The 13,961-nt window shown below is 65.0% G+C and carries 9 protein-coding genes; all 9 read left to right on the top strand.

All coding sequences use genetic code 11. The annotated features are described in order from the left end of the window. Positions 1 to 37 precede the first annotated feature (37 nt). The 9 genes from AK81_RS30160 (at position 38) to AK81_RS11675 (ending at position 13,879) form a co-directional block, all read left to right on the top strand. Positions 38 to 205: a DUF6026 family protein gene (locus AK81_RS30160; RefSeq protein WP_016498822.1), complete on the top strand. Its 168-nt coding sequence runs from the start codon at positions 38 to 40 to the stop codon at positions 203 to 205. 545 nt (positions 206 to 750) lie between these two features. Then, positions 751 to 2,310: a glycogen synthase GlgA gene (gene glgA / locus AK81_RS11710; protein WP_043199226.1), complete on the top strand. Its 1,560-nt coding sequence runs from the start codon at positions 751 to 753 to the stop codon at positions 2,308 to 2,310. Positions 2,311 to 2,324: 14 nt separating this feature from the next. Continuing rightward, positions 2,325 to 4,067: a malto-oligosyltrehalose trehalohydrolase gene (treZ, locus tag AK81_RS11705; RefSeq protein ID WP_043199225.1), complete on the top strand. Its 1,743-nt coding sequence runs from the start codon at positions 2,325 to 2,327 to the stop codon at positions 4,065 to 4,067. Next, the gene (malQ, locus tag AK81_RS11700; protein ID WP_043199224.1) at positions 4,064 to 6,133 is read left to right on the top strand and encodes a 4-alpha-glucanotransferase; all 2,070 of its coding nucleotides are present in this window, start codon (positions 4,064 to 4,066) and stop codon (positions 6,131 to 6,133) included. Before treZ ends, malQ begins: the two co-directional genes overlap by 4 nt. Further along, positions 6,130 to 8,904 (top strand): malto-oligosyltrehalose synthase, encoded by a 2,775-nt coding sequence (locus AK81_RS11695; RefSeq protein WP_043199221.1) that lies wholly within the window; start codon positions 6,130 to 6,132, stop codon positions 8,902 to 8,904. The genes malQ and AK81_RS11695 overlap by 4 nt, the downstream gene beginning before the upstream one ends. A gap of 14 nt (positions 8,905 to 8,918) precedes the next feature. Continuing rightward, the gene (locus AK81_RS11690) at positions 8,919 to 9,203 is read left to right on the top strand and encodes a DUF2934 domain-containing protein (RefSeq protein WP_043199219.1); all 285 of its coding nucleotides are present in this window, start codon (positions 8,919 to 8,921) and stop codon (positions 9,201 to 9,203) included. Positions 9,204 to 9,356: 153 nt separating this feature from the next. Further along, the gene (glgX, locus tag AK81_RS11685) at positions 9,357 to 11,510 is read left to right on the top strand and encodes a glycogen debranching protein GlgX (protein WP_043199218.1); all 2,154 of its coding nucleotides are present in this window, start codon (positions 9,357 to 9,359) and stop codon (positions 11,508 to 11,510) included. Positions 11,511 to 11,688: 178 nt separating this feature from the next. Next, a complete protein-coding gene (locus AK81_RS11680) occupies positions 11,689 to 12,483 on the top strand; it encodes an endonuclease/exonuclease/phosphatase family protein (protein WP_043199215.1) in 795 nt (264 codons plus the stop codon). A 319-nt stretch (positions 12,484 to 12,802) separates the two neighbouring features. Then, positions 12,803 to 13,879 carry an autotransporter domain-containing protein gene (locus AK81_RS11675; protein WP_043199211.1) on the top strand — a complete coding sequence of 359 codons (1,077 nt, stop codon included), beginning with the start codon at positions 12,803 to 12,805 and terminating at the stop codon, positions 13,877 to 13,879. The last annotated feature ends 82 nt before the right edge of the window (positions 13,880 to 13,961 follow it).

The following is a 13,961-nucleotide window of genomic DNA, read 5'->3' as shown; positions in this document are numbered from 1 at the left end:
TTTGACTTGTCACCAGCCAAAACCGCGAGGTGTGCTCATGGGTACCTTGATGCCTGCAACCCCAACCCAGACACTCTATGTCTCCGTGCGCCGTGATGAGCTGCGTAAACTGAAAGACGAACGTGACCAGCTGCGCCAACAGGTTGCCCAGTTGAACCTGCTGCTGGCGCAAGCGCGTACCGACGGCAAGGCCGTCAACCTCTGATCTTTCCTTCCTCTCAGTGGGGGCTTTAGGGCTCCCACGCTGCTGACCCTCGCAAACAAGCAAACACACTTGCAACGCACCATTATGGTGCAATAGCCCACCCCAGCCACAATTTGGCGCACCCTCAAAACACCCCCGCACCGCCTTCGCCCAACCCATTTCACATCCGCTCACAAACGCCAACGTTTGCGTCTATTCCGCACATAACAATAGTGACCAGCGGGTCACCTTTTTATCACTTTCTCTCCTACACTCGGTTTTCGGCCCGCCATTTGCTCTATGGAAGAGTGAAGTAAAAAAGTCGAACTTTCAGGAAAGCCGGCGGGTCAGGAACTAAGTAGGCCAAACGCATGGGACATACCCAGGCTCGGCCCACACACCCCAACCAGTCCAATCGCCTTCGGCCGGAATGCCGACAGCGCTGTGCCTGCGCGCACGACTCAGGGGCAAGGAACGCACTACGCAGTATTCAGAACCAGAGAGAACCAACACGAAACATCGCCACGGGTGCCAGCACCCGGCCAAGCATAGGGACGGAGAGAAGTATGATCAGTGCCGCTGTCGAGCCTCACGTAGATTCATTCAAACCGGACAACCGCGAGCCGCTTACCCCGGATTTCGCCACGACAGGCAAGGCACCCGGCGCCCAGCGCCAGCAAAACCCGAACATGCGCAAGATTCTGTTCGTCACCTCGGAAATTGCCGATCTGGTCAAGACCGGCGGCCTGGGTGACGTGTCCGCCGCCCTGCCCCGTGCCCTGGCGCACCTGCACGATGTGCGGGTGTTGATCCCGGGGTACCCCCAGGTGATGGAGAGCGACAACCCGATCCACATCGTCGGTGAACTGGGCGGCCACGCGGCCCTGCCGCCGTGCAAGATCGGGCGCATGGACATGGCCGACGGCCTGGTCATCTATGTACTGATCTGCCCCGAGCTGTACCAGCGCGACGGCACTCCCTATGGTGCCAACAATGGCCGCGACTGGCCCGACAACCACATCCGCTTTGCCCGCCTGGGCCTGGCTGCCGCCGAGATCGCTGCGGGCGAAGGCAAGATCCACTGGACGCCGGAAGTGGTGCACGCACATGACTGGCCCGCCGGCCTGGCCCCGGCCTACATGCACTGGCGCGGGCTGAACACGCCCACCCTGTTCACCATCCACAACCTGGCCTACCAGGGTGTGTACAGCCGTGGTTGCAGCCCGGAGCTGGCGATTCCCGACCACGCCATGCAGCAAGAAGGCATGGAGTTCTACGGCAAGTTGTCGTTCCTCAAGGCGGGCTTGGCGTATTCCAGCCACATCACCACGGTCAGCGCCACCTATGCCCGGGAAATCACCACCCCGGAATTCGGCTGCGGCCTGGATGGCTTCCTCGCCAGCAAAGCCCAGCAAGGCCTGCTCGGCGGCATCCCCAACGGTATTGATGAAAGCTGGGACTCGGCCACCGACAAGCACCTGCAGCACAACTTCAGCATCAACGACTGGGAAGGCAAGGCGCGCAACACCCATGAAGTGCGCCAGCTGTTCGGCCTGGAGGACTCCGAGGGCCCGCTGTTCGCCGTGGTGTCGCGGCTGGTGTACCAGAAGGGCCTGGACCTGACCTTGGGCGTGGCCGACTACATCGTCGAACAAGGCGGGCAGATTGCGATCATCGGCCGTGGCGAGCCGGAAGAGGAACAGGCCATGCGCGAGTTGGCGCTGCGCCACCCGGGCCGCATCGGCGTGCGCATCGGCTTCAACGAAACCGACGCCCGGCGCATGTTCGCCGGCAGCGACTTCCTGCTGATGCCGTCGCGCTACGAGCCCTGCGGCCTCAGCCAGATGTACGCGCAACGCTTCGGCTCGCTGCCGGTGGCGCGCAACACGGGCGGCCTGGCCGACACCATCGAGTGCGGCGTCACGGGTTTCCTCTTCAACGAGTCGACCGTCGAAAGCTACCGCCAGGCACTCAGCCGCGCCTTCTATGTGTACGGCAAGAAGGACTTGCTGAACGCCATGCGCTGCCTGTCGATGACCCAGCCATTCAACTGGTGCCAGGCGGTGGAACCCTACGCCCGCCTCTACGAGGACCTGGTCAAGCAGGCACAACTGAGCCACTACTGAGCGGGGGCTGGAAGATGCACAGGCATGGCGCACACTTGCTGGACGCCACGTCGGCGCGCTTCGCCCTCTGGGCACCCGATGCGCGCAGCGTGAGCGTAGAACTGGAGCAACAGCCGGCCATCGAGCTGCTGCCCGGCGACGATGGCTGGTACACCGGTGTGGCCCCGTGCCAGGCCGGTGACCGATACCACTACCGTATCGACGGCGAACTGCAGGTGGCCGACCCGGCCTCCCGCTACCAGCCTGACGGCGTACAGGGCCCGAGCCAGGTGGTGGATGTGGCCGGTTACCACTGGCAACACCCTTGGCAAGGCCGGCCCTGGCACGAAGCGGTGATCCAGGAGCTGCATGTCGGTTTGCTCGATGGCTACGCCGGGGTTGCCCGGCAGCTGCCGCGCCTGGCCGAGCTGGGCATCAGTGCCGTCGAGCTGATGCCACTGGGGCAGTTCCCCGGCGAGCGCAACTGGGGCTACGACGGCGTGCTGCCCTACGCACCGCAGAACACCTACGGCAGCCCCGAGCAGTTGTGCGCACTGGTCGACCAGGCCCACGGCGAAGGGCTGATGGTGCTGGTGGATGTGGTGTACAACCACTTCGGCCCCGACGGCAATTACCTGCACCAGTACGCCAGCCCGTTCTTCCGCCAAGACCGGCAGACGCCATGGGGGGCGGCCATCGACTTCCGCCGCCCGCAGGTGCGCGAGTTCTTTATCCAGAACGCCCTGATGTGGCTGTGCGACTACCGCTGCGACGGCCTGCGCCTGGATGCCGTGCACGCCATCGACCAGCCAGACTTTCTGATCGAACTGGCGCAGCGCGTACGCGCCGCCGTCGAGCCGGGCCGCCAGGTGTGGCTGGTGCTGGAGAACGAGCACAACCAGGCCGGCTTGCTGGAACAAGGCTTCGACGCCCAATGGAACGACGACGGCCACAATGCCTTGCACGTGCTGCTGACCGGCGAAACCGAAGGCTACTACGCCGACTACCAGCAACGCCCCATCGACCAGCTGGCGCGCTGCCTTGGCGAAGGTTTCGTGTTCCAGGGCCAGGCCAACCGGCATGGCACGCCACGCGGCGAGCCCAGCGGGCACCTGCCACCCAGCGCCTTTGTGTTGTTCCTGCAGAACCATGACCAGGTTGGCAACCGTGCCCTGGGCGAACGCCTGACCCGCCTGTGCCCGCCGCCGGCCCTGCGTGCAGCCACCGGCCTGCTGCTGCTGGCGCCGATGATTCCGCTGCTGTTCATGGGCGACGACGACGGCAGTTGCCGGCCATTCCTGTTCTTTACCGACTTCCATGACCAGTTGGCCGACGCCGTGCGCGAAGGCCGGCGTGGCGAGTTCGCCCACTTCACTGCGTTTGCCGACCCCGAGCAGCGTGAGCACATTCCAGACCCCAACGCCGAACAGACCTTCGAGTCTTCACGCCCGCAAAACAAGGAGGTGATCGCCGGCTGGCACGGTCTGTACCAGCAACTGCTCGACCTGCGCCGCCGCCACGTCATCCCGCACCTGCCCGGCAGCCGTTCACTGGGTGCCGAGGTGCATGGCGACAAAACGCTAACCGCACGCTGGCAGCTAGGCGATGGCAATACCCTGCGCATCGACCTGAACCTGGCGGCAACTGAGCAGGCGGTCGAGCTGCCCGCTGCCTCCACCCGGCTGTTCGACAGCAGCGACACCCGACACCCAGATACCCAAATGGCCGCGTACAGCTGCGTGGTCAGCCTGCTTCCCCCTGACCAGGAGCGCCCATGAGCGAAACCGCCCTGCACCGCTTGGCAAACCGCGTCGGGTTGAGCCGCGACTGGATCGACGCCAACGCCCGGCCCCAGCGCGTCAGTGACGAGGTGCTGCGCACCATTCTTGAAGGCCTGGGCCACGCTGCCGCCGATGACGACGCCATCGCAGCCAGCCTGCGCACGGTGGAAGCCGCCGAAGACAGCGAACACCTGCCGCCCCTGCTGACCGCCGACCTGGGCCAGCCACTGGCGCTTGCACGCTACTTCAGCGCCGCCAGCGTCGCGCACTGCACCCTGGAAGACCACGCCTCACTCACCCTGAAACTCGACGACCAGGCTCGCCTGCCCGGTGAGCTGCCAATCGGCTACCACCAGGTGGAAATCGACAGCCGTCACTTCACCGTGGCCGTGGCCCCGCCCCGCTGCCACAGCCTCGAAGACGCGGTGCAACAGCCGCCACCACGCTGCTGGGGCCTGGCCGTGCAGCTGTACAGCCTGCGCCGCCCCGGCGACGGCGGCTACGGCGACTGCCTGGCCCTGGAGCAACTCGCCCGTTCGGCTGCCGAGCGCGGCGCCGATGCCTTGGCCATCAGCCCGATCCACGCGCTGTCGGCCATCGACCAGGAACACTACAGCCCCTACTCGCCCTCCAGCCGCCTGTTGCTCAACACCCTGTACGCCAGCCCCGCCGCCCTGCTGGGCGAGCGGGAGGTGCGCATGGCCATCGAAGCCTGCGGGCTGGAACAACAACTGGAAGAACTTGAGCAACGCCCTCTGGTCGACTGGCCACGCGCCGCCAGCGCCCGCCTGCGCCTGCTTGAAGCGCTGTACCAGGGCTTCAGCCAGGGCGACCACCCGCTGCGCGGCGATTTTGACAGCTTCCGCGAAGCCGGTGGCCAGGCGCTGGAGCACCACTGCCGCTTCGAGGTGCTGCAGGCCCAGGCGGTGGAGCACGGCCTGGGCGCCGACTGGCGCAACTGGCCCAAGGCTTGGCACGACCCGTATCACCCGGAGGTGGAGGCCTTTGCACATGCCTACCCGGCCAAGGTCGAATTCCATGCCTTCTGCCAATGGCTGACCGAACGCGGCCTGCAACGTGCCCAGGAAGCAGCCCGCGGCAACGGCATGGCAGTGGGCCTGATCGCCGACCTGGCGGTGGGTGCCGACGGCGCCGGCAGCCAGGCCTGGAGCCGCCAGGACGAATTGCTGGCCGGCCTGAAAGTGGGTGCACCGCCCGACATCCTCAACCGCGCCGGGCAGGACTGGGGCATCTGTGCGTTCTCGCCCGAAGGCCTCAAGCGCAACGGCTACCGCGCCTTCATCGAGATGCTGCGGGCCAACCTGGCCCATGCCGGTGGCTTGCGCATCGACCATGTGATGGGCCTGCGCCGGCTGTGGCTGATCCCGCAGGGTGCCAAACCCAGCGAAGGCGCTTACCTCAATTACCCGCTCGACGACTTGCTGCGCCTGCTGGCGCTGGAGTCGGTACGCCACCAGGCGATCATTCTCGGTGAAGACCTGGGCACCGTGCCCGACGGCCTGCGCGAAACACTGGCCGAGAAGGCGGTGCTGGGCATGCGCGTGCTGCCGTTCGAGCAGACCCAGCCGGGCCAGTTCAAGCCGATTCTCGACTGGCCGGACAACGCCCTGGCCACCACCGGCACCCACGACCTGGCACCGCTGGCCGGCTGGCTGGAAAACCGCGACATCGACTGGAGCCACCGCTTGCAACTGATCGACGCCGCCACCGAATTGCACTGGCGCCAAGATCGCCAGAAAGAACACGACGGCCTGCGCCGTACCTTGGAGGCCAACTACGGCGAGCTGAAGGACAACGACGCAGTGATCGACGCCGCCATCCGCTTCGTTGGCCATACCCGCGCGCCCCTGGTACTGGTGCCGCTGGAAGACCTGCTGGGCAGCGACGAGCAGCCCAACCTGCCGGGCACCACCAGCGGCCATCCCAACTGGCGGCGGCGCTTCGCCCGGCCGGTGGCAGAACTGCTCGATGACGAGGACGCCGCACGGCGCCTGGAGCTGCTGGCCCGGGCCCGCGAACAGGCCTGGGAGCGTGACCGATGAAGCCACTGACCGCCACCCTGCGCCTGCAGTTTCACAGCGACTTCACCCTTGATCACGCCGTGCCGCTGGTGCCGTACTTTGCCCAACTGGGCATCAGCCACCTGTATGCCTCGCCCATCCTCAAGGCCCGGGCAGGCTCGCGCCATGGCTACGACGTGGTCGACCCGACCTGCGTCAACCCCGAGCTTGGCGGCGAGGCAGCACTGGAGCGGCTGGTCGCCGCGCTGCGCCAGCATGGCATGGGGCTGATCCTCGACACCGTGTCCAACCACATGGCCGTGGGCGGTGCCGACAACCCCTGGTGGCAGAGCCTGCTGGCCTGGGGCCGGCGCAGCCCGTATGCGGAGTTCTTCGACATCCAGTGGCACTCCAGCGACCCGCTGCTGGCCGGGCAACTGCTGCTGCCGTTCCTTGGCAGCGACTATGGCGTGGCCCTGAAGAATGGCGAGATACCGCTTGAATTCGACAAGCAGCACGGCACGCTGCAAATCGCCCATTACGATCACCGCTTCCCGGTTTGCCCGGTCGACTATGGCTGGATTCTCGCCCTCAGCCCGGCGCCGGCACTCAAGGCCCTGGCCGAGCACTTCACGGCATTGGCCGAATCGACCACCCCGCTGGTCGATGCCCTGCCCCTGCACACCGAACTGGCACGCCTGGTGCGCGAAGGGGCCGACCTGCAATCGGCGCTGGTGGCATTCGACAGCCGCGCCGAAAATGGCCTCAAACGCCTGCACCTGCTGCTGGAGCGCCAGACCTACCGCCTGGCCAGCTGGCGCACTGCGGCCGACGACATCAACTGGCGGCGCTTCTTCGACATCAACGAGCTGGGCGGCCTGAGGGTGGAGCGCGCCGTGGTGTACGAGGCCACCCACGCCAAACTGTTCGAGTTGATCGAACGCGGCCTGGTGGACGGCCTGCGCATCGACCACATCGACGGCCTTGCCGACCCGCGTGGCTATTGCCGCAAACTGCGCCGGCGGGTCGATAGCTTGCTGGCACAGCGGCCGCTGGATGCGGCACTGGAACACTTCCCGATCTACGTGGAAAAAATTCTTGGCGCTGACGAACACCTGCACCGCGACTGGCTCACCGACGGCACCACCGGCTACGAATTCATGAACCAGGTCTCGCTGCTGCAGCATGACCCCGCCGGCGAGGCACCACTGACCGAGCTGTGGGCTAATGTCACCGAACGGCCGGACTTCCCCGAAGAAGTGCGTCAGGCGCGTCATCTTGTGCTCAATGCCAGCCTGGCCGGTGACTGCGAATCGGTGGCTCAGGCCCTGTTGCAAGTCGCCCGCAACGACCTGATGACCCGCGACCTGACCCTGGGCGCGATTCGCCGGGCCTTGCAGGCACTGGTGGCGCATTACCCGGTATACCGCACCTACTTCAACGCCTGCGGGCGCCCGGCTGAAGACGAAGGTTTTTTCCAGCAGGCGCTGGCCAACGCCCGGCACGACCTCGGTGAAGCCGACTGGCCGCTGCTGGACCACCTTGAGCAATGGCTGGGCGGGCAAGCCTGGCGGCAGATGCCCCCGGGCCGCGCGCGCAAGCAACTGCGCCACGCCTGCGTGCGCTTCCAGCAACTGACCGCCCCAAGCGCCGCCAAAGCCGTGGAAGACACCGCCTTCTACCGCAGTGCCCGGCTGCTGTCGCGCAACGACGTGGGCTTCGAGGCCGAGCGTTTCAGCGCCCCACCCATGCACTTCCATAACGAAGCCCAGCGGCGCCTGCGCGACTTCCCCGACAACCTGCTGGCCACTGCAACCCATGATCACAAACGCGGCGAAGATACCCGCGCACGCCTGGCCGTGCTTAGCGAACGCGGCCCGTGGCTGGCCAGCCGGGTGGAACATTGGCGTGAACTGGCAGCGCCTCTACGCGCACAGCTGGACGATGGCCTGGCACCCAGCCCCGGCGACGAGTTGATGCTGCTGCAAACCCTGCTTGGCAGTTGGCCGCTGGGCCTCGACCTGCACGACGACAACGCCCTGCGCCAGTACGCCGAGCGTATCCGCCAGTGGCAGCAGAAGGCCCTGCGCGAGGCCAAGTTGCGCAGCAGCTGGAACGCGCCGCACGAGGCCTACGAAGGCGCCTGTGCCCGCTACATCGATGGCCTGCTGCTGGACGGCGAGAACCAGCAACTGCGCAAATCCGTGGCAGACGCCGCGCAACTGCTCGCCTGCCCCGGCGCCCTCAATGGCCTGGTGCAGGCCCTGCTGCGCATGACCACCCCCGGCGTGCCCGACCTGTACCAGGGCAACGAGTACTGGGACTTCAGCCTGGTCGACCCGGACAACCGCCGCGCCGTGGACTACGCTTTGAGGCGTCGCACCCTGGACGACGCCACGCCGGTAGCCGAGCTGCTGGCGCACTGGCGCGACGGCCGCATCAAGCAGGCCTTGATCGCCCGGGTGCTGGACTGCCGCCAGGCCCACGCCGAGCTGTTCCGCCGTGGCGCCTACCTGCCACTGACCGTGCAGGGCCGGCACGCTGACAAGGTGATCGCCTTTGCCCGGTTGGGCGACGGCGAGCGGGCCGTCATCGTCGCGCCACGCCTGGCCAGTACCCTGCTCGGTGGCAGCACTACACCGTTGATCCCGGCACAGAACTGGGACGACACCCGGCTGGTATTGCCGTTTGCCTTGTCACCTGCCAACTCGACGGGACTTTTCCCCTGCGCGGCGGTCAGCTCTTCCAAGGAGTTGATGTTGAGTGCTGTGCTGGCGGAGTTTCCGGTCAACGTGTTGATACAACAATCTTGAGCATCAGGAGCGTCATGATGAGTGTCGATGAAAAGCGTATTCGCGAATTTGCCTATCAGATCTGGGAGTCCGAAGGTAAACCCGCTGGCGAGGAAGAGCGCCACTGGGACATGGCCCGCAAGCTGGCCGAGGCTGAGGCCCTGGCACCTAAGGCGGCGCCGCGCAAGAAAGCCGCAGCCAAGCCCAAGGCCGCCGCTGAATCCAAGGCACCTGCCGAGCCCAAAGTAGCTGCCCTGCCCGGGGTTAAACCCGCCGCAGCGAAAAAGCCCCGGGCGGTGAAAAAGCCCTCTGCCGGTTAAGCCTGTCCCGGCCTCTTCGCGGGTTTGCCCGCTCCCACAGGTACAACACCTCCCTCCAGCCCAGCGGGGACTCTGTGGGAGCGGGCAAGCCCGCGAAGAGGCCGGTGCAGGACATCACAATTCCCTTTCCACCAAGGCCCTACGAGGATCGCCATGAGCCCCCGCACCCCTAAGAAAACCCGCTCAGTCGCACCATCGCGCATCCGTGAAGGCATGCCCTTCCCCCTCGGCGCCACCTGGGATGGCCTTGGGGTCAACTTCGCCCTGTTCTCGGCCAATGCCACCAAGGTCGAGCTGTGCCTGTTCGACTCCACCGGCGAGCAGGAAATCGAGCGCATCGAGCTGCCCGAATACACCGACGAGATCTACCACGGCTACCTGCCCGACGCGCACCCCGGGCTGGTCTACGGCTACCGCGTGTACGGCCCCTACGAGCCGGAAAACGGCCACCGCTTCAACCCCAACAAGCTGCTGATCGACCCTTACGCCAAGCAATTGGTCGGCAGCCTGAAATGGTCCGAGGCCCTGTTCGGCTACACCATCGGCCACCCCGACGGCGACTTGTCGTTCGACGAACGCGACAGCGCGCCTTTCGTGCCCAAATGCAAGGTGATCGACCCAGCCTTCACCTGGGGCCGCGACCAGCGCGTGCTGATCCCCTGGGAGCGCACGATCATCTATGAGGCGCACACCCGCGGCATCAGCATGCGCCACCCTGCAGTACCGGAAGAGCTGCGCGGCACCTTTGCCGGCCTTGCCAATGACGAGCTGCTCAAGCACATCAAGGACCTGGGTGTTTCCAGCATCGAACTGCTGCCCATCCACGCCTTCGTCAACGACCAGCACCTGTTGGACAAGGGCCTGAACAACTACTGGGGCTACAACAGCATCGCCTTCTTCGCGCCCCACCCGCGCTACCTGGCCAGCGGTAAAATCGCCGAGTTCAAGGAGATGGTCGCGCACCTGCACGACGCCGGGCTGGAGGTGATCCTCGACGTGGTCTACAACCACACCGCCGAAGGCAACGAACGTGGCCCGACCCTGTCGATGCGCGGCATCGACAACGCCTCGTACTACCGGCTGATGCCGGACGACAAACGCTACTACATCAACGATTCCGGCACCGGCAACACCCTGGACCTGAGCCACCCCTGCGTGTTGCAGCTGGTCACCGACTCGCTGCGCTACTGGGCCGGTGAAATGCACGTGGATGGCTTTCGCTTCGACCTGGCGACCATCCTCGGCCGTTACCACGACGGCTACAGCGAGCGCCACGGCTTCCTCGTCGCCTGCCGCCAGGACCCGATGCTGAGCCAGGTGAAGCTGATTGCCGAGCCGTGGGACTGCGGCCCCGGTGGCTATCAGGTGGGCAACTTCGCCCCGGGCTGGGCTGAATGGAACGACCGCTTCCGCGACACCGCACGCGCCTTCTGGAAAGGCGACGAAGGCCAGCTGGCCGACTTTGCCGCACGCCTGACCGCATCGGGCGACATGTTCAACAACCGCGGGCGCCGGCCGTACTCCTCGGTCAACTTCATCACCGCCCACGATGGTTTCACCCTGCGCGACCTGGTGTCGTACAACCACAAGCACAACGAAGACAACGACGAGAACAACCAGGACGGTACCGACAACAACCTGTCGTGGAACTGCGGGGCCGAGGGACCGACCGACGACCCGGACATCAATGCGCTGCGCATGCGCCAGATGCGCAACTACTTCGCCACCCTGCTGCTGGCCCAAGGCACGCCGATGATCGTCGCCGGCGACGAGTTCAGCCGCACCCAGCATGGCAACAACAACGCCTACTGCCAGGACAGCGAAATCGGCTGGGTGAACTGGGACCTGGACCAGGACGGCAAAGAGCTGCTGGCCTTCGTCAAACGCCTGACCCGCCTGCGCCTGGCCTACCCGGTGCTGCGCCGCTCGCGCTTTTTGGTGGGTGACTACAATGAGGCAATCGGGGTCAAGGACGTGACCTGGCTGGCGCCGGATGGCAACGAGATGAGCGTGGAACAGTGGGAAGACCCGCACGGGCGCTGCCTGGGCATGCTGATCGATGGCCGTGCGCAGGTCAGCGGCATCGCCCGGCCTGGGTCCGAGGCCACGGTGCTGCTGATCGTCAATGCTCACCATGACGTGGTGCCCTTCAAGTTGCCGACGGTGCCCGACGGCGATTACTGGAGCTGCCTGGTCGATACCGACCGGCCGGAGTTGCGCAAGGGGCAGCATCTGCAGTTCGACAGCACGTTCGAGGTCAAGGGGCGGTCGATGCTGCTGATGGTGCTGCAGCGCGACGATGAGTGAACCGTGATAGCCCAGGCAGGTCCTACATTTTAATCGCCACGCCATACCTGTGGGAGCGGGCGTGCCCGCGAACACCGGCAAAGCCGGTGCCATCCACCGAGTTGCCTGCTTCGCGGGCAAGCCCGCTCCCACAAGGTTTGGCGGCGAGAATGAGACAGAGTTAACTTGAGGAGGAATTGTGAACCCCGAAGCCGGCAGTAAAGGTTTCGCCAGCGTCAACCAGGCCCAGGCCGTGAAGCGGCTGCGGGTACTGACGGTGAACACCCACAAGGGCTTCACCGCCTTCAACCGGCGCTTCATCCTGCCGGAACTGCGCGAGGCGGTGCGCAGCACCCAGGCCGACATCGTCTTCCTCCAGGAAGTGCTCGGCAGCCACGACCGCCACGCCGCGCGCTACCCCGGCTGGCCGCAGACCTCGCAGTACGAATTCCTCGCCGACAGTATGTGGAGCGACTTTGCCTACGGCCGCAACGCGGTGTACCCCGATGGCCACCACGGCAATGCCCTGCTGTCCAAGTACCCGATCATCGAACACCGCAACCTCGACGTGTCGATCACCGGCCCCGAACGCCGCGGCCTGTTGCACTGCATCCTCGACGTACCCGGCCAGCACCAGGTGCATGCCATTTGTGTGCACCTGTCATTGCTGGAAAGCCACCGGCAGAAGCAACTGCAATTGCTAAGCAAACTGCTTGAATCGTTGCCCGCTGACGCCCCGGTGATCATTGCCGGCGATTTCAACGACTGGAAAACCCGCGGCAACCGCACCCTCGGCCTGCAGCCGGACTTGCACGAAGCGTTCGAGCGCCACCACGGCCACTTGGCCCGCACCTACCCTGCCCGCCTGCCGCTGTTGCCCCTGGACCGCATCTACCTGCGTAACGCCGAAAGCCATGGGCCGCGGATTCTGGGGCACAAACCTTGGTCGCACCTTTCAGATCACTTGCCGTTGGCAGTGGAGGTCAGGCTCTAGCAATCATTCTTCATAGCCACGAAGCGGGAAATAGCGAACCCCGCTATACCCGACTGATTCTCTCGAGAAATCAAGCCCTTGAGGGAAACTACACAACCTGAACAGTTCTTTCACGCTTTCTTGACGCAAGCGGCGTCCTCTCCTTAGCTGAACATTATCAAGCAGTAAAGATCTCGCGCCGGGCGTCTAGCTCGCACTTTTGTGCGCGCTGGCGAAACCTGGCGTGCTGGTTTGGGTCGCCCACTGTTTTTGCCGTACAGCTCGTGACAACAGGCCAGGTCCTCGGGCTGTACCTCACAAAAACAATAGGAGATCCGCCATGAAAAGCACCTCGAACCCCTTGCGCTTCGACAGCATTTTCTACGCGGTTTCCACGTCGCTGCTTCTGGCAACCCCGGTGGAAACTTTCGCGTACGAACTGCAGGGTGACCCCACCTCGCCCGGTTTTTTGCAACAGCCTGCAATGCCGCAGATGTCGCTGGACCCGGTCAGCGCCAGTGGCTTGAGCATCGGCACCCTGAATGCGTTTTCGCAAACCATGAGCACCCGCCACGGGCAGGCGGCACCGGACCTGATCGCCAGCCAGTGGGCACAGTTTTTCCCGACCACCTCGCGCAGTGGCACGCAACCCCCAGACCAGCTGGAGGCCCCCAGCCAGCAACTGACCATCGGCCCGGACCTGTTCGTGCGTGAAACTGCAGCGGGCAATGTGCACCGCGCAGGGATTTTCGTGGGGCATAACAACCTGCAGAGCAGCTTCAACGGCATGCGCCCGCTGCTGGGCGACAAGCAGCGCAACGCGGTGAACCTGAGCGGGGAAAGCCTGGGCGTGTACTGGAGCATGACCCATGAACAGGGCTGGCACCTGGATGCCGTGGCCATGGGCTCACGCATCGATGTGATGGGTCGGGGTGAAAACGGCCAGCGCCTTGACGAAAGCGGCCATGCAATGACCTTCTCGGTGGAAGGCGGCTACCCGATCCGCCTGGGTGGCAACTGGGTGATCGAACCCCAGGCACAGTTGATCAACCAGCAGTTCTTCCCCGGCAACCAGGTGCAGGAAGAAACCTTGCAGGCCTTCGACAGCCAGCCGAGCTGGAGCGGCCGGGTCGGTGCGAAATTGTCCGGGCGCTACGAAGTGCGCGGCATGCCCATCGAACCCTATGTGCGGACCAACGTGTGGTACGACTTCAGCAATCCCGACGAGGTGAAGCTGGACCAGGTCGACAAGATTTCCAGCTCGCGCTACTCGACCACGGTGGAACTGGGCCTGGGGCTGGTGGCACGGGTGACGCCTTCGGTGGCGCTGTTTGTGAGTGCCGATTACAGCAGTGATGTGGATGACAATGACCTCAATGGGCTGATTGGCAGCCTTGGGGTGCGGATGCGGTGGTAGGCAGGCCCGGCCCTTTCGCGGGCACGCCCGCTCCCACAGGGACCGCACAGAGTCTGAAACTTGTGCAACACCTGTGGGAGCG

The sequence above is a fragment of the Pseudomonas putida W15Oct28 genome (genome assembly GCF_000708715.2).
GTDB lineage: Bacteria > Pseudomonadota > Gammaproteobacteria > Pseudomonadales > Pseudomonadaceae > Aquipseudomonas > Aquipseudomonas putida_R.
The sequence above is the reverse complement of the archived record's forward strand: the minus strand, read 5'-3'. Positions and strand labels throughout refer to the sequence as shown.

Excerpts from the sequence above, each read along its gene's own strand:
- AK81_RS30160 (WP_016498822.1), top strand. The coding sequence starts at position 38 with ATGGGTACCTTGATGCCTGCAACCCCAACCCAGACACTCTATGTCTCC.
- glgA (WP_043199226.1), top strand. The coding sequence starts at position 751 with ATGATCAGTGCCGCTGTCGAGCCTCACGTAGATTCATTCAAACCGGAC.
- treZ (WP_043199225.1), top strand. The coding sequence starts at position 2,325 with ATGCACAGGCATGGCGCACACTTGCTGGACGCCACGTCGGCGCGCTTC.
- malQ (WP_043199224.1), top strand. The coding sequence starts at position 4,064 with ATGAGCGAAACCGCCCTGCACCGCTTGGCAAACCGCGTCGGGTTGAGC.
- AK81_RS11695 (WP_043199221.1), top strand. The coding sequence starts at position 6,130 with ATGAAGCCACTGACCGCCACCCTGCGCCTGCAGTTTCACAGCGACTTC.
- AK81_RS11690 (WP_043199219.1), top strand. The coding sequence starts at position 8,919 with ATGATGAGTGTCGATGAAAAGCGTATTCGCGAATTTGCCTATCAGATC.
- glgX (WP_043199218.1), top strand. The coding sequence starts at position 9,357 with ATGAGCCCCCGCACCCCTAAGAAAACCCGCTCAGTCGCACCATCGCGC.
- AK81_RS11675 (WP_043199211.1), top strand. The coding sequence starts at position 12,803 with ATGAAAAGCACCTCGAACCCCTTGCGCTTCGACAGCATTTTCTACGCG.